The 14,865-nt window shown below is 69.7% G+C and carries 13 protein-coding genes; 8 read left to right on the forward strand and 5 right to left on the reverse strand.

Going from position 1 to position 14,865, the window contains the following annotated elements:
* The first annotated feature begins 38 nt into the window (after positions 1 to 38).
* The 4 genes from IE302_RS19940 to IE302_RS19955 are packed head-to-tail and all read left to right on the forward strand — an operon-like array spanning position 39 to position 4,476.
* Positions 39 to 785 (forward strand): cytidylyltransferase domain-containing protein, encoded by a 747-nt coding sequence (locus tag IE302_RS19940; protein ID WP_191256001.1) that lies wholly within the window; start codon positions 39 to 41, stop codon positions 783 to 785.
* Positions 782 to 1,753: a spore coat protein gene (locus IE302_RS19945; protein ID WP_191256002.1), complete on the forward strand. Its 972-nt coding sequence runs from the start codon at positions 782 to 784 to the stop codon at positions 1,751 to 1,753. Before IE302_RS19940 ends, IE302_RS19945 begins: the two co-directional genes overlap by 4 nt.
* A complete protein-coding gene (locus tag IE302_RS19950) occupies positions 1,750 to 3,327 on the forward strand; it encodes a DUF8728 domain-containing protein (RefSeq protein WP_191256003.1) in 1,578 nt (525 codons plus the stop codon). Before IE302_RS19945 ends, IE302_RS19950 begins: the two co-directional genes overlap by 4 nt.
* Before the next feature lie 39 nt (positions 3,328 to 3,366).
* Positions 3,367 to 4,476 (forward strand): epoxide hydrolase family protein, encoded by a 1,110-nt coding sequence (locus IE302_RS19955; RefSeq protein ID WP_191256004.1) that lies wholly within the window; start codon positions 3,367 to 3,369, stop codon positions 4,474 to 4,476.
* 95 nt (positions 4,477 to 4,571) lie between these two features.
* Here the strand turns inward: IE302_RS19955 and IE302_RS19960 are convergent, their stop codons facing one another.
* Positions 4,572 to 5,171, reverse strand: coding sequence for a bacterial proteasome activator family protein (locus IE302_RS19960; protein WP_191256005.1), 600 nt, complete (start codon positions 5,169 to 5,171; stop codon positions 4,572 to 4,574).
* Between the two features lie 134 nt (positions 5,172 to 5,305).
* Between IE302_RS19960 and IE302_RS19965 the strand changes: the two genes are divergently transcribed.
* Positions 5,306 to 6,505, forward strand: a complete 1,200-nt coding sequence (locus IE302_RS19965; protein ID WP_191256006.1) for a cysteine desulfurase-like protein — start codon at positions 5,306 to 5,308, stop codon at positions 6,503 to 6,505.
* 76 nt (positions 6,506 to 6,581) lie between these two features.
* Here IE302_RS19965 and IE302_RS19970 read toward each other — a convergent pair whose 3' ends face one another.
* Complete coding sequence (locus tag IE302_RS19970; protein WP_191256007.1) at positions 6,582 to 7,559, reverse strand: NAD(P)H-quinone oxidoreductase; 978 nt, start codon at positions 7,557 to 7,559, stop codon at positions 6,582 to 6,584.
* 80 nt (positions 7,560 to 7,639) lie between these two features.
* On the opposite strand from IE302_RS19970, the gene IE302_RS19975 reads away from it, so the two are divergent.
* Positions 7,640 to 9,187: a M28 family metallopeptidase gene (locus tag IE302_RS19975; RefSeq protein ID WP_191256008.1), complete on the forward strand. Its 1,548-nt coding sequence runs from the start codon at positions 7,640 to 7,642 to the stop codon at positions 9,185 to 9,187.
* Positions 9,188 to 9,456: 269 nt separating this feature from the next.
* Here IE302_RS19975 and ypfJ read toward each other — a convergent pair whose 3' ends face one another.
* On the reverse strand, positions 9,457 to 10,377 hold the full coding sequence (gene ypfJ, locus IE302_RS19980; protein WP_191256009.1) for a KPN_02809 family neutral zinc metallopeptidase: 921 nt from the start codon (positions 10,375 to 10,377) through the stop codon (positions 9,457 to 9,459).
* 534 nt (positions 10,378 to 10,911) lie between these two features.
* Between ypfJ and IE302_RS19985 the strand changes: the two genes are divergently transcribed.
* On the forward strand, positions 10,912 to 11,415 hold the full coding sequence (locus IE302_RS19985; RefSeq protein ID WP_191256010.1) for a MarR family winged helix-turn-helix transcriptional regulator: 504 nt from the start codon (positions 10,912 to 10,914) through the stop codon (positions 11,413 to 11,415).
* Here the strand turns inward: IE302_RS19985 and IE302_RS19990 are convergent.
* Positions 11,405 to 12,547 (reverse strand): RNA polymerase sigma factor, encoded by a 1,143-nt coding sequence (locus tag IE302_RS19990; RefSeq protein ID WP_191256306.1) that lies wholly within the window; start codon positions 12,545 to 12,547, stop codon positions 11,405 to 11,407. The genes IE302_RS19985 and IE302_RS19990 overlap by 11 nt on opposite strands.
* A gap of 8 nt (positions 12,548 to 12,555) precedes the next feature.
* Complete coding sequence (locus IE302_RS19995; RefSeq protein ID WP_191256011.1) at positions 12,556 to 12,963, reverse strand: YciI family protein; 408 nt, start codon at positions 12,961 to 12,963, stop codon at positions 12,556 to 12,558.
* Positions 12,964 to 13,082: 119 nt separating this feature from the next.
* Between IE302_RS19995 and IE302_RS20000 the strand changes: the two genes are divergently transcribed.
* A complete protein-coding gene (locus tag IE302_RS20000) occupies positions 13,083 to 14,858 on the forward strand; it encodes an RICIN domain-containing protein (protein ID WP_191256012.1) in 1,776 nt (591 codons plus the stop codon).
* The last annotated feature ends 7 nt before the right edge of the window (positions 14,859 to 14,865 follow it).

Raw genomic sequence — 14,865 nt, forward strand, 5'->3', positions numbered from 1 at the left:
GCGTTTCGGTGCTACTGCCGCACGACATCATGTCACCCATGGATCCAGCCCCCGGGCCCCACGTGGTCAACGCCGTCATCCAGGCGCGTGCGTCGTCGACCCGGCTGCCCGGCAAGGTGCTCCGTCCCCTGGCGGGCCGGAGCGTGCTCGGCTGGGTCGTCCGGGCCGCCGCCGAGACGCCCGGAATCGACGACGTCGTGGTCGCGACCTCCACGGAGGCCGACGACGACGCGGTGGCCGAAGAGGCCGCCCGCCACGGCGCCCGGGTCGCCCGAGGGCCGCTCGACGACGTCCTCGCGCGGTTCGCGGTGGCCGTCGAGGCCTATCCGGCCGACGCCGTGGTGCGGCTCACCGCGGACTGCCCGCTGCTCGACCCCCGGCTCATCGGGCAGCTCGTCGCCCAGTGGCGTGCCCAGCCTTCGCTGGACTACCTGAGCACCGTGCTGTTGCGCACGCTGCCGCGCGGTTTCGACGCCGAACTCGTCCGTACCGGGGTGCTCGTCGAACAGATCGAGACGGCCCGGGGCGCCGATCGCGAACACGTCACCTCCGGCGTCTACGCGCACCCGGAGCGGTACTCCTGCGCCGGGATCGTCGTCAGCCCGGCCGCCGACGACCTGCGCGTGACCTTGGACACCCCCGAGGACTGGGCGCTCATCGAAGGACTCGTGGCCGAACTCGGCGACCGCGTCGGCGACTGGCGCGAAGTGGTCTCGATGCTGCGCGCGCGGCCAGAGCTGGCGGCGCTCAACGCGCACGTCGAGCAGAAGAAGGTCGCCCGATGACCCGGCTGCTGCTCCGGGCCGACGCCTCGCCGTCGATCGGCGCCGGCCATGTCTCGCGCATGGTCGCCTACGCCGAACGTGCCGTCGCGCGCGGCTGGGAGGTCGTGTTCTCGGGCCGGGTGGACAACGCCGAATGGCTGGCCGGCCGCTTCGGCGAGCTGGCCGTCCCGGTGCTGCCGTCCGTGCCCTTCGCCGGGTTCGACGCGGTGGTCGTCGATCACTACGGCCTCGGTGAGCTGCGTGAAGAGGTCAACGGCGCGGGAGCGCTGCTGGTGTCCATCGAGGACGACGTCTTCGGCAGGCGCGAGGCGGACATCGTCGTCGACTGCGCTTTCGAACCGGGGCCGCGGCCCGGGGACGGCTCGGGGGAACTGCTGCGCGGGCCGCAGTACGCGCCCCTTCGAGAGGCCGTTTCGCAAGCGAGGGAGAAGCGGTCCCAGGGCCGGTCCGACGGCGAGCGGCCGCGGATCACCGTGGTGCTGGGCGGCGGCGCGGAATGGGCCGAAACGGTCAGCGCGCTCCTGCGCGCACTGCGCGACACCAGGCTGCCTTTCGACGCCGACGTGCTCGTCCGCGGCGAGCCGGTGGTGCCCGAACCGCTGCCGGGCCAGGGATTCCGGGTGACACCGCCCGGGCCGGGGCTGCTCGACCTGCTGGTGGACACGGACGTCGCGATCAGCGCGGCCGGGGTGACCCTGCTCGAACTGTGCTGTCTCGGCGTCCCCACCGCCGTCGTCCGCCTGGTGGAGAACCAGGACGCGGGCTATCGCGCGGCACTCGGCCTCGGGCTGGCGGCCGGGCTGGGGAGCGCGGGCGCGCTCGACGACCGGGCCACCGGGACACTCGAAGTCCTGCTGACGGACTCGTCGGTGCGTAACGGTCTTTCCGCGACTTCGATGGCTCTTGTGGACGGACGCGGGGTGGATCGAGTGCTGGACCGAGTTGAGAGGGCGAAAGCGGGGAAATGACGACCACGGTGGAGCAAGAGGAACTGAACGTGGCGCCGTCGCCCCGATCGGGCCGGGCCCCGCTCGTCGTCGCGCTCGGCTTCGCCGCGCTCTTCCTCGTCGGCTGCTGGGCGGCGTGGTTCCTCACCATCGACGACGCCTTCATCACCTTCCGGTACTCGGCGAACATGGCCGACGGCCACGGTCCGGTGTGGAACGTGGGCGAAGACCCGATCGAAGGCTTCACGAACTTCCTCTGGATGCTCTGGCACGTGCCCTTCGCGCTCGTCGGGGTGCCGCTGGAGACCGTCGCGAAGGTGACGTCCGTCGTACTGGGGATCGGGATCGTCGTGATGCTGGTCCGGTCCGGGTACCGCGGCGCCGGCGTGCTCGGCGCGCTCGTGGCCGGTGGCGCGCTGGTGCTGTTCGTCCCGTCCTACTTCCACGTCACCGCCGGTCTGGAGACCATCGCGTTCGCCGCGGTCGTGCTGCGTGCCGCGATCGTCGGGGTGAACCTGGTCCAAGGCCGCCCCGTGCGGGCCTGGGAACCGCCGGTGCTGCTGCTCCTCGCCGGGATGATCCGGCCTGAAGGCGTGCTCGCGACGATCCCGGCCTTCCTCGTCTGGGCGTGGCTCGGGCGCAAAAGCGGCCGGACCTGGGCGCTGGTGGCCGGGGTGGCCGTCGTCGGCGGCGCGTACTTCGGCTGGCGGTGGACGTACTTCGGGCATCTGTTCCCGAACACCTTCTACGTCAAGTTCGGCAATCTCGACTCCGGTTCGGCGTGGCTGGAGGCGACCGTCTGGCTGGTCGCCCCGCTACTCGTGCTGACCGCTTTCCTGCTGTTCCGGAAGGCGAGCCGCGGCGCGGGCCTGGTGCTGTGCTCCGTCGTCCTGCTGACCGGCATGACCTACGCGGTGTCCGGGCCGACCATGGACTATCTGCACCGGTTCGCCTTCCACGCGTTCCCGGTGCTGTGCCTGGGAGCGGGGCTCGCCATGGCGCATCTCGGCAGCCGGTGGCTGGCCGCCCCGCTGGGCGCCGTCGCCGTCGGCTGGGTCGCCGTCACCGGCGCGGGATCCACGGATCTGCCGGTGATCGCCAACTACGGTCCCGATCTGCAGCGCGCGCACGTCGCCATCGGGAAGGGTCTCGCGAACGCCGGGGTGCCCGAGGCGGCGCGCAGTCTCGCGGTCTCGGACGCGGGGGCCATCCCGTACTACAGCGGCTGGAAGTCGATCGACTACATCGGACTGAACGACGAGGCCATCGCGCACGGCGCCAACCCGACCGACGTCGTCAAGGCCGCGCGCCCCACGGTCATCGTCGTCACCGCTCGCGATCGTGGCGCCACCCCTGGCTGGGCGTACGGTCTCGTCGTCCCCGACGCGGCCCGGGACTACCAGCTGGTCGCGGACGTCCAGATGCGCGAGGGCTACTACCAGGAGGTCTTCGCGCTGCCCGAGCACGCGCTGCGGATCCGGGCCGCCGTCACCGCGTCCGTCGACGAGGCTCAGCGCCGTAACGACCCCGGCCGCTACGAGGACACCATCGACCGCTGGCTCGATCGCCTGCGCGCCCAGCTGCCGGGAGGCTGAGGACCGCTCCTGTCCTCGATCGTCCCTACCGTGGCCGGCATGACCGACGAAATCACGCCGTTCACGATCGCCGTCCCGCAGCGCGACCTCGACGACCTCGCCGCCCGGCTGGCGAACACGCGCTGGCCCGACGAGATCGACGGCGTCGGCTGGGGGCTCGGGACGCCGCTCGGATACCTCCAGGAGCTCGCCGAGTATTGGCGTCTCCGCTACGACTGGCGCGCCCACGAGGAGCGCCTCAACGGTTTCCCCGGTTTCCTCACGAACCTCGACGGCGCGAACGTCCACTTCCTGCACGCGCGGTCCCCGGAGCCGGCCGCGATCCCGCTGGTGCTCACGCACGGCTGGCCGGGGTCCATTGTGGAGTTCCTCGACGTCATCGGGCCTCTCTCCGACCCGCGCGCGTACGGCGGCGACCCCGAGGACGCGTTCCACGTCGTGGTGCCGTCGCTGCCCGGGTTCGGTTTCTCCGGGCCGACGACCGAGGCGGACTGGGGTCCCGACCGGATCGCCGAAGCCTGGCCGGTGCTGATGTCGCGGCTCGGGTACGAGCGGTTCGGGCTGCACGGCGGCGACTGGGGCGCGCTCGTTTCGCGGCAGGTGGGGGTCGGATGCCCGGAGCGGGTGATCGGCGCGCATCTGACGATGCTGCCGAGCGCGGTGCCGACGACCGAGCGCGGGCAGTCGGTGCAGTCCGGGCAGGATGAGCTGGGGTACGCGATGATCCAGGCGACCAGGCCGCAAACGCTTGCCTATGGGCTCACCGACTCACCGGCCGGGCAGCTCGGGTGGCTGGTGGAGAAGTTCAAGTCCTTTTCGGACTCGCGTGACGTCCCGGACGAGGCGATCGATCGCGACGATCTGCTCACCAACGTGATGCTCTACTGGCTCACCGGCACGGCGAACTCGTCTTCGCGGATCTACGCCGCGCCGGGCCGGGCTTGGGGCGCGGAGCCGCCGAAGTCCTCTGTGCCCACCGGGGTGGCCGTGTTCCCGAAGGACACCGGCCTGCCGATCCGGCGGCTGGCCGAGCGGACCGACAACGTCGTGCATTGGTCCACTCCGGACCGTGGGGGTCACTTCCCGGGACTGGAGGTGCCGGACCTGCTCATCGAGGACCTGCGCACTTTCTTCCGGCCGCTGCGGTGACCCTGGTCGGCGCGGATGTCATGAAAGGGCCGTTCAAGACGAAAAACGTCTTGAACGGCCCTTTCATGACATTTGGGGAACAGCGCGTCAGAGGTTCAGAGGTACTGGCCCGGCCCGTGAGAGTCGCCACCGACGGAGTGGCCGCCCAGGGCGCCGCCCGCCGAGGGACCCGCGGGGAGACCACGCCGCATCTGCTCCAGCTGCACCCGCGCGGCCATCTGCTGCGCGAACAGCGCGGTCTGGATGCCGCTGAACAGCCCCTCCAGCCAGCCGACCAGCTGGGCCTGCGCGATCCGCAGCTCGGCATCGGACGGCGTCGAGTTCTCGGTGAACGGCCGCACGAGGCGCTCCAGCTCGTCCTGCAGCTCGGGCGCCAGCGCCTGCTCCAGCTCCCGGATCGAGGTCTGGTGGATCTCGCGCACGCGCGTGCGGCTGGCGTCGTCCAGCGGCGCGGCGCGGACCTCCTCCAGCAGCTGCTTGATCATCGTGCCGATCCGCATCACCTTGGCGGGCTCTTCGACGAGGTCGCCGACCGATTCCTCGTGCGGTGCCTCCTCGTCGGAACCGGAGGCGAGCCGTGCGGTACCGACCGGGACGCCGTCGGGGCCGACGACCACCACGTGGGGTGAGGAGTCTCCGCCGCCGTCACCGGGGGTGTTCGATTCGCGGGAAACTGGGTCGGTCATGGGCTCCATCCTGGCCTACGTCGGGCACTGAGCGCAGTGTGGTTTTCGGTGCCGTCTCCGAGCGTAGCGGGAATCGTCGCGCCCCGTGGTCGGCTGGCCAACCCCGGGTAAAGCGCCAAACCGCACGTCCGTACGGTGTCCCCATGGCGTTCGACGTCGCTCGTATCCGTGGGCTGTTTCCCGCGCTGGGTGACGGCTGGATTCACTTCGACGGCGCCGCCGGAATGCTCGTACCTGAACAGGTCGCTTCGGCCGTATCCACGGCCATGCGCGCTCCGGTGTCCGGACCGGGTGGAGCGTTTCCGGCCTCCCAGCGCGCGGAAAGCATTGTCACGGCCGCTCGCCGGGCGGTCGCCGACCTGGTCGGCGCCGACCCGGCCGGAGTCGTGCTCGGACCCAACGCGCCCGACCTCATCCGCCGTCTCGTCGACGCGATGGCCGACCGCTGGACGATAGGCGACGAGGTCGTCGTGTCCAGGCTGGACGAGGAGGCCAACCTCGCGCCGTGGCGCCGCGCCGCGAAACGCGTCGGCGCGGTCGTGCGCTGGGGCGAGATCGACATCGAGACCTGCGAACTGCCCGCGTGGCAGTACGAGAACCTCGTCTCCGCGCGCACCAAGGCCGTCGCGGTCACGCTCGCGTCCGGTTCGGTCGGCACCCGGCCCGACGTCCCGACGGTGATCGAGTTCGCCAAACGCGTCGGCGCGCTGGTCGTCGTCGACGCGACGTACGCGGCGCCGTTCGTGCCGCTGGACCTCAACGCGCTCGGCGCCGACGTGATGGTGGTTTCCGCGCAGGCCTGGGGCGGACCGTCGGTGGGGGCGCTGGTCTTCCGCGATCCCGAACTGCTCGAACGCCTGCCCTCGGTCTCGCTCGACCCGGCCGCGCGCGGCCCGGCCCGGATGGAACTGGGCCCGCACGCGTACCCGTTGCTCGCCGGGCTGGTCGCGTCGATCGACTATCTGGCCGGTTTGGACGACGCCGCGATCGGCTCGCGGCGCGAGAAACTGGTGACGTCGCTGGGTTCGGCGAAGTCGTATCACGCGGGGCTGCTGGCGCAACTGTCCACGGAGCTGCGTTCGCTGCGGCACGTGATGGTCATCGGCGACGCCATGCGCCGGATCCCCGCGCTCGCGTTCGCCGTCGCGGGCAAGAAGTCGCCCGAGGTCGCGGAGTATCTCGCGTCCCAAGGGCTCTGCGCCTTCGCCGACGACGGCACGAGCGGCGTCTTCGGGTCACTGGGCGCCGCCGAAGTCGGCGGCGCCGTCCGAATCGGACTCGCGCACTACTCGAACGTCTTCGAGGTCAACCAGCTCGTCCGGGTGCTGGAAGAGATCCGCTAAGACTGCGCAATTCGTCCTCTGAATGCGGTACTTGCGTGTGCAACTACCGCATTCAGAGGACGAAACGCGGGAGGGGTCAGGACTTCGCGGCCAGCAGGACCTTGCCGAAGACCGTGCCTTCTTCGAGCGCGCGGTGCGCGGACGCGGCTTCGGACATCGCGACGACCTGACCGACGATCGGCTTCACCGAACCCTGCTCGACCAGCGGCCACAGCCGCTCGCGGACGTCGGCGACGATCGCCGCCTTCTGGGCGAGCGGCCGGGAACGCAGGCCCGCGGCGTACACGCTCACGCGTTTGCCCAGCAGCTTGCCGATGTTGAGTTCGCCCTTGACCCCGCCCTGCATGCCGATGACCACGAGCCTGCCGTCGGCCTTCAGCGCGTCGATGTTGCGGTCGAGGTACTTGGCGCCCATGTTGTCGAGGATGACGTCCGCGCCACCGGTCTCGGCGCGCAGGACCTCGACGAAATCCTGCTCCTTGTAGTTGATCGCGATGTCGGCGCCGAGCTGACGGCAGCTCTCCAGCCGCTCGGCCGAACCCGCGGTCACCGCGACCGTCGCGCCGAGCGCCTTGGCGACCTGGATCGCGTGCGTGCCGATCCCGCCGGCGCCGCCGTGGACGAGCAGGACCTCGCCCTCGGACAATCCGGCGTGCATGACCACATTCGCCCAAACCGTGCACGCGACTTCGGGCAGTCCGGCGGCCGCGAGCAATTCGACTTCGGCGGGCAGCGGAAGCAGTTGTCCGGCCGGGACGGCGACCTTTTCCCCATAGCCACCACCGGCGAGCAAAGCACAAACCTCGTCGCCGATTCGCCACCCCTCGACGCCTTCGCCGATTTCGGCGATCGTGCCCGAACATTCGAGCCCGAGAATTTCGCTCGCACCCGGCGGAGGCGGGTAGTTTCCCTGGCGTTGCAGCAGGTCAGCGCGGTTGACGGCACTCGCGGCGACCTCGATGACGACTTCGCCTTCACCCGCCACCGGATCGGGGACCTCGGCCCATTCGAGAACATCGGGATCGCCGGGCTCACGGATGGTGATCGCGTACATACAGGCGACCCTATAACGGTGAAGGTAAGTCCGCCGAACGTCGGTTGACCTATGACGCAAACCACACAAAGGTGACGCCCATGTCATATTCGCGAAGAAGCATTGTTCCCTCGATCGTGGTGATGGCCACCGCCGCGCTCACGGTCGGAATGGCTCCCGCTGCGACCGCCGCACCGAAGCTCGACGGTCCCGCGCTCGCCAGGCAACTCGTCAACAAGGTCGACGGTGCCAACGTGAACCGGCACCTGATCGCGTTGCAGCGGATCTCGGACGCGAACGGCGGCCGCCGCGCCGCCAGCACCGAGGGCCACAAGAAGTCCGCGGAGTACGTCGCCACGAAGCTGGAGCAGGCGGGCTTCACGGTCACGCGCCAGGAGTTCCCGTTCACCTACGCGGAAACCCTCGCGGAGGAGCTGACGGTCGCGGGCGCCGACGTCCCGATCATCATCATGTCCTACAGCCCGTCGACGCCCGCCGGGGGAATCACCGCCCCGCTCGCCGTGGTGCCGGTCGACGAGACCAGCGGCTGCGAGGCCGCCGACTACGCCGGCGGGGTCACCGGCAAGATCGCGCTGATCCAGCGCGGTGGCTGCTCCTTCGCGCAGAAGCAGGCGACCGCCGCCGAGGCCGGAGCCGTGGGCGCGATCGTCTACAACAACGTCCCGGGCCCGGTGAACGGAACCCTGGGTGACCCGGCCGCGGGCAAGATCCCGACCGGCGGCATCACCCAGGCCGACGGCCAGGCGCTCGCCGGCAAGGCGGGCGCGTCGGTCACCCTCGACCTGCGTGCCTTCCAGGAGGCGCGGACGAGCTACAACGTCATCGCCGAGACCAAGACCGGTCGCAAGGACAACGTCGTGATGCTCGGTTCGCACCTCGACAGCGTCACCGAGGGCCCCGGCATCAACGACAACGGCTCCGGTTCGGCCGCGCTGCTGGAGACCGCGCTGCAGCTGGGCAGCAAGCCCAAGGCCAACAACGCCGTCCGCTTCGGCTGGTGGAGCGCCGAGGAGTTCGGGCTCGTCGGCTCGACGTACTACGTCAACTCGCTGACCTTCGAGCAGCAGCTCGACATCGCGCTGTACTACAACTACGACATGATCGCCTCGCCGAACGCGGCGTACTTCGCCTACGACGGTGACAACTCCGACGGTGTCGGCGCGGGCGCGGGACCGTACGGTTCCGGCGAGCTGGAGAAGACCCTCGTGGACTACCTCCAGAACGGCAAGGGTGTCCCGGTCGAGGGCACGGACTTCACCGGTCGTTCCGACTACGGCCAGTTCATCGCGGTCGGCATCCCGTCCGGTGGCCTGTTCACCGGCGCCGAAGGCGTGAAGACCGCGGCGCAGGCCGCCAAGTGGGGCGGTAGCGCCAACGTTCCCTACGACAAGTGCTACCACCAGGCCTGCGACAACCTCGGCAACATCGACCGCGTCGCGCTCGACCGCAACTCGGACGCCGTCGCCTGGGCGCTGGGCGTGTACGCGACCAGCACCGAGAACATCAACGGTGTCCCGGGTGGCAAGGCCGCGAAGGCGAAGGCCGTTCGCGCGGCCGAGCGGTCCAAGCAGCGGAGCCTGACGGCTTCCGTCCACGCCGACGACCACCACGGCGCCGTCGCCGCGTAAGCAGTCCTTAGTACATGAAGGCCCCCTTCCTTGCGCCAGGCGCAAGGAAGGGGGCCTTCATGTACTTCCGGGAGGACCGCTGCGGCCATCGGTGCGATCAGGTGCCGAACTCGCGTGCTTGGAGGCGGATCTCGCGTGATCAGATGCCGAACACCCGAGTGCGGTCTCCAGTCACGTGAGTTCCGCCTTCGATCACGCGAGTTCGCCCTTCAAGCACGCGAGATTCGCGTCCCACCACGTGAGTCACGCTCCCGGCCGTACTTCCGGGTTCAGCCCAGGTTGTTGGTCGCGAAGGTGTCGCACCGCGCGGGCTGGCCGGTCTGGAAGCCGGTGGTGAACCACTTCTTCCGCTGCGCCGAGGTGCCGTGGCTGAACTTCGACTCGTCGACCCGGCCGCCGCCGAGCTTGGACTGGATGTAGTCGTCGCCGATCCGCGAAGCGGTGTCCAGCGCGGAGTCGAGGTCCTGCTGGGTGATCTCGCTGAGCAGCGGCCGACCGGTCTCGGTCGGGCTGGTCGTGGCGTGGTTCGCCCAGACCCCGGCGTAGCAGTCGGCCTGCAGTTCGAGCCGCACGGAACCCGACGTCGGCCCGCTCCCGGTGCCCTTTTTGGACACTCCGGTGAGGTTCTGCACGTGGTGCCCGTATTCGTGGGCCAGCACGTACGCCTCCGCGAACGGACCGCCCTCCGCGCCGAACTTCGTGCGGAGCTCGTTGAAGAACCCGAGGTCGATGTACACCTCGGAGTCACCGGGGCAGTAGAACGGCCCGACGTCCGAAGTCGCGTTGCCGCAGGCCGTGTTCACGCCGCCGTTGAAGAAGTTGGTGACGGCCTTGCGGTAGGTCGAACCGGAGCGCTGGAATTCCTGGCCCCAGTAGTCCTGGATCGAGTTGATGATGCCGACGATCGCGCAGTCGTGCTTCCGGTTCGCGTCCGCGCCGGTCTTGCACTCCTGGGACAGCGAGGTGTTGTCCACCTGCTGTCCGGAGCCCACGGCGCCCAGACCGCCGAGCCCGCCCGAGGACGGGTTGAGGCTCACGCCGCCGAACTGGGAGATGAGGAAGTAGATGACGAGGCCGACCACGCCGAGCCCGCCGCCGCCGAGTGCCACCCGGCCGCCGATACCGCCACCGCCGCCTCGCAGGTCCTCGACTTCGGAGGTGTCCAGGCCCGCGCCTTCGTCGAATCGCACGGGGGAAGCGTAGCCGGACGGACCCGGATATGCCTGGGTGCGGCCACTCAGCGCGGCCGCACCCAGGTCTACCGAGGTTGTCTTGTTCTGATCGCCGGTTGGCCGCGATCACCGGGCCGGCGCCGGGCACTGCCGAGGCGGTCGAAGAGGCCGCGAACCCGAAACAGGCCGGAGTGACGCCGAATGCGCGAGAATGGTCGAGCGCATCTGAGATACCCGCGCTCGTCGCTGTTCACAGTCGCGACCGACCCGGTCCTTTCCGTTCCGGTCGCGGGGACACAGCAGGCGGTCAACCGCGAGAATCACCCGCCATACCACCACCTGACCCTTCCCGGCTGGGAGCAGGTCCGGCGACCTCCTACGGTCCGCCCGATACTTGCCCGACCATCCGCTGACAAGCAGAATGCGCCTTTTCACGCCGAGTCTCAACCTTTTCGTAACCCTCCTTCGGGCGAATGTTCCACCGGATTTTTCAGGACCGAAAAGTAACCGGCGGGTATGCGCCCGGTGCGATCAACGTTCTACCCTGCGTGGATGGTGGTGGAACAGAAGGAAGTGCGCTGGCTGTCGGAGTCCGAGATGGTCGCTTGGCGCTCCTACATCGTCGCCACCATGCGGCTGCGCCAGCGCCTGCACCGGGAACTCTCCGAGCACCACGACGTGACCCTCGCCGACTACGAGGTCCTGGTCTGTCTTTCCTCGCAGCCCGACAACCGGATGCGGATGACGGAGCTGGCGAGCATGCTCGGCTCGACCAAGAGCAGGCTTTCGCACCAGATGGTCCGGCTGGAGGCCGAGGGCATCATCCGCCGCACCCGCGACCCGGCGGACAAGCGCGGCGTCGTCGCGGAACTGACCGGACGCGGCGAGGAACTGCTGAAGGGCGCGGCGCCGACGCATGTCGAAGGCGTCCGAGAACACCTCATCGACCTGCTGGACCCCGAGGAGCAGCAGGTGCTGGCCAGGGCTTTCGGGCGGGTGCTCGATCACCTGTCGGAGATCGACGGGCTGCCGCGCCTGCCGCCGATCACTTCCTGACGGCGTTGATCCGCGCGGCCTGCCGCGTCAGGTGGGCGCGTTCGGCCAGGTCGGCCGCCTTGCCGGCGGCTTCGGCGTAGAGCCGCGCCGCCGTCGCCAGGTCGCCGTCGCGCTCGTGGAGATACGCCGCCACCGCCGCGTGCCGGGGCAGCGAGTCGTCCAGTTCCGCGAGCGCGGCCAGCCCCGCGCGCGGACCGTCCGCCTCGCCGACGGCCACCGCGCGGTTCAGCCGCACGATCGGGCTGCCGGTCAGGCGCGCGAGTTCGTCGTACCACTCGACGATCTGCACCCAGTCGGTCTCCTCGGCGGCGGGCGCGTCGGCGTGGAGCGCCGCGATCGCGGCCTGTGCCTGGAACTCGCCCAGGCTGTCGCGGGCCAGCGCCGCCCGCAGGATCTCGACGCCCTCGGCGATCAGCCGCGTGTCCCACTCGCCGCGGTCCTGTTCGGCGAGCGGCACCAGTTCGCCGCCGGGTCCCGTCCGGGCGGCGCGCCGGGCGTGGTGGAGCAGCATGAGGGCGAGCAGCCCCGCGACCTCGGGATGGTCGATCGCGGCCGCGAGCCGCCGGGTGAGCCGGATGGCCTCGGCGGCGAGGTCGACGTCGCCGGAGTAGCCCTCGTTGAAGACCAGGTAGAGCACGCGGAGCACGGTGGCGACGTCGCCCGCCTGGTCGAAGCGCACTCCGGACACGGTGCGCTTGGCCCGGCTGATGCGCTGCGCCATGGTCGCTTCGGGCACGAGGTAGGCCTGGGCGATCTGGCGGGTGGTCAGCCCGCCGACGGCGCGCAAGGTGAGCGCGACCGCCGAAGACGGCGTCAGCGACGGGTGCGCGCACAGGAAGTAGAGCTGCAGCGTGTCGTCCACCGCGGGGACGGGTCCGGGCTCCGGCTCTTCGTCGACGAGATCTTCGCGGCGGCGCCGGGCGGCGTCCGACTTCGCCATGTCGAGGAACTTGCGCCAGGCGACGGTGACGAGCCAGCCCTTCGGGTCCTTCGGCCGGTCGCCGGGCCAGACGCGGACGGCCTCGATCAGCGCTTCCTGCACGGCGTCTTCGGCCGCCGCGAAGTCGGCTCCGCGGCGGACGAGGATCCCGAGGACGTTCGGGGTGAGGCTCCGGAGCAGCGCCTCGTCCAGTTCGGCGTTCACTCCGTGATGATGAGCTGCTCGCTGAACAGCGGACGCAGTTCGAGCCATTCGTGGATCGGTTTCCCGCCCGCGCCCGGAGCGGCCGACAGCTCGCCCGCCAGTTCCAGCGCTCGCTCGTAGCTGTCGACGTCGATCATCATCCAGCCCGCGATGAGGTCCTTGGTCTCGGCGAAGGGCCCGTCGGTGACCGGCGGCTTGCCTTCGCCGTCGTAGCGGACGAAGGTGCCTTCGGGGGCGATGGCCTGCTCGCCGACGAACTCGCCGGACTCCTGGAGCCGGATCGCGAAGTCCCTCATGTACTTCATGTGCGCCGTGATCTCCTCCGGCGCCCATTGGTCCATTGGGATGTCGTTCACCGCCGCCGGAGCGCCGCGGTAGTGCTTGAGCAGCAAGTACTTGGGCATGCCCGAAGACTAGGCTGTCTGCCGGTCTTTCTGCCTGGTGGTCTATACATCCGATCTCTAGCCTTCTCTTCGCGACAGTTCGAGAAGTGTGCGTTTCTTCATCGCGAAAGGAAGAGCACTTGTCCAGAACAAAACGACGCTACGCCGGTGCGCTGGTGACCGTCGGCCTCATCTGTGGCTTGCTCGTGGGGGAGACCGCGGGAGCCGCCGCCTCCGACGACTCGCTCGCGTTCACCGCCAGGTCACTGCCGCCCGGCGCGACCGCGGTGCCCCCGCTCGCTCCCACCGTCGTTCAGGCGCAGATCGCCGCCAACCCGGTGGTCTGCGAGGGCGACGGGGTTTCCGGCAAGCGCATCGAGCTGGTCTACGTCCGGGAGGCCGGTCAGCCCGACCGGTACACGACCGTCGTGCCGTCCCTGCGCGCCTACGCGTCCGGGATGGACGACTCGTTCAACGACAGCGCCGCGGTGACCGGCGCCAGCAGGCACATCCGGTATGTGACGACCGCCGGCGCGGGCTGTCAGGTCGCCGTCGCCAACCTCGTCGTGCCCGACGGCACCTACCAGACCGGCGCGATCCGCGATCGCGCCATCCAGGCCGGCTACTACAACGCCGACCGCGACTACATCCTGTTCTCCGACAACCCGCTCACCTGTGCCGGCACCTGGGGCGACAGCGACGACCAGCCCGGTCCGGCCAACGCCTTCAACAACGGCAGGCACTACACGGAGATCGCCGTGCCCTGCTGGGGCGCCAACGCCGCGGGCCACGAACTCGGCCACATGCTCGGCGCGGTCCTGCCCGGGGCCCCGCACTACCAGGGCGGCGGGCACTGCTCCCAGGAATGGGACCTGATGTGTTACGGCGACACCCAGTCCTTCGACTGCACGCAGCGCGACTACGACCGGCTGCTGGACTGCGGCAACGACGACTACTTCAGCACGAACCCCGTCCCCGGCAGCTGGCTCGCCACGCATTGGAATGTCGCCAACAGCGCCTTCCTGATCAAGAAGGACACCCCGGACAACGACGACGGGCACGCCCAAGGCGGGAAGACCTACGTCATCACCGGCGCGAACGGTGACGCGATCGACGTCATCGGTTCGGCGACCGGCGGGCTCGTGAACCTCAGCAAGCGGGCGCGGACCGACTCGACGAGCCAGAAGTGGATCCTCGGGTACAACACCGGTCTGCAGCTCGTCAACGCCAACAGCCAGCTGTGCGCCGACAGCGCCCAGAGCGGGACGGCTCCCGGCACGCAGATCCTCCAGTACAACTGCAACGGCCAGAACGGCATGCGGTGGGTGTTCCAGCCGCTCGGCAACGGCAAGGTGGCGATCTTCAACTACCTGACGGGCTTCGCGATCACCGACGGCGGCGCGTATCCGGCGCCGCTCGTCCAGCAGCCCTACACCGGCGCGGCGAACCAGCAGTGGACGCTGAACCCCATCGCCGACCCCGGTCCGCAGGCGGGCAAGAAGTACTACCTGTCCGTCGCGACCAACGGCAACAGCGCGGCCGTGGTCGACGGCTCGACGTCCGCGGGCGCGAAGATCACCAACGTGGCCAGGCAGAACGACAACGGCCAGAAATGGAAGCTCACCGACGCGGGCGGCGGGTACTGGAAGATCGTCAACGAGCGCAGCGGCCAGTGCGTGCGGCCGGTCTCCGGCAGTACGGCGGACGGCGCTCAGCTCGAACAGACGCACTGCGGCTCGGCCACGAATCAGCAGTGGAAGCTGCTCCGGAGCGCCGACACGCGCTATGGACTGGTGAACCGGGCCAGTTCGCTGGCGGTGCGGCAGGTCAACAACGGCACGGCTTCGATCCTGGAACAGCGGCCCTTCGCGGGCGGCCGTAGCGACGAGACGGTCTGGGCCTTCGTGCCCGCCTGATCCGGAA

This window comes from Amycolatopsis oliviviridis, from assembly GCF_014654365.1.
GTDB classification, from domain to species: domain Bacteria; phylum Actinomycetota; class Actinomycetes; order Mycobacteriales; family Pseudonocardiaceae; genus Amycolatopsis; species Amycolatopsis oliviviridis.

What these genes read in the sequence shown, in the direction of transcription:
- IE302_RS19975 (WP_191256008.1), top strand. Translation starts at nt 7,640, where the DNA reads ATGTCATATTCGCGAAGAAGCATTGTTCCCTCGATCGTGGTGATGGCC.
- IE302_RS19995 (WP_191256011.1), bottom strand. Translation starts at nt 12,963, where the DNA reads ATGCCCAAGTACTTGCTGCTCAAGCACTACCGCGGCGCTCCGGCGGCG.
- IE302_RS19950 (WP_191256003.1), top strand. Translation starts at nt 1,750, where the DNA reads ATGACGACCACGGTGGAGCAAGAGGAACTGAACGTGGCGCCGTCGCCC.
- IE302_RS19965 (WP_191256006.1), top strand. Translation starts at nt 5,306, where the DNA reads ATGGCGTTCGACGTCGCTCGTATCCGTGGGCTGTTTCCCGCGCTGGGT.
- IE302_RS19985 (WP_191256010.1), top strand. Translation starts at nt 10,912, where the DNA reads ATGGTGGTGGAACAGAAGGAAGTGCGCTGGCTGTCGGAGTCCGAGATG.
- IE302_RS19960 (WP_191256005.1), bottom strand. Translation starts at nt 5,171, where the DNA reads ATGGAGCCCATGACCGACCCAGTTTCCCGCGAATCGAACACCCCCGGT.
- IE302_RS19940 (WP_191256001.1), top strand. Translation starts at nt 39, where the DNA reads ATGGATCCAGCCCCCGGGCCCCACGTGGTCAACGCCGTCATCCAGGCG.
- IE302_RS19955 (WP_191256004.1), top strand. Translation starts at nt 3,367, where the DNA reads ATGACCGACGAAATCACGCCGTTCACGATCGCCGTCCCGCAGCGCGAC.
- IE302_RS19945 (WP_191256002.1), top strand. Translation starts at nt 782, where the DNA reads ATGACCCGGCTGCTGCTCCGGGCCGACGCCTCGCCGTCGATCGGCGCC.
- IE302_RS19970 (WP_191256007.1), bottom strand. Translation starts at nt 7,559, where the DNA reads ATGTACGCGATCACCATCCGTGAGCCCGGCGATCCCGATGTTCTCGAA.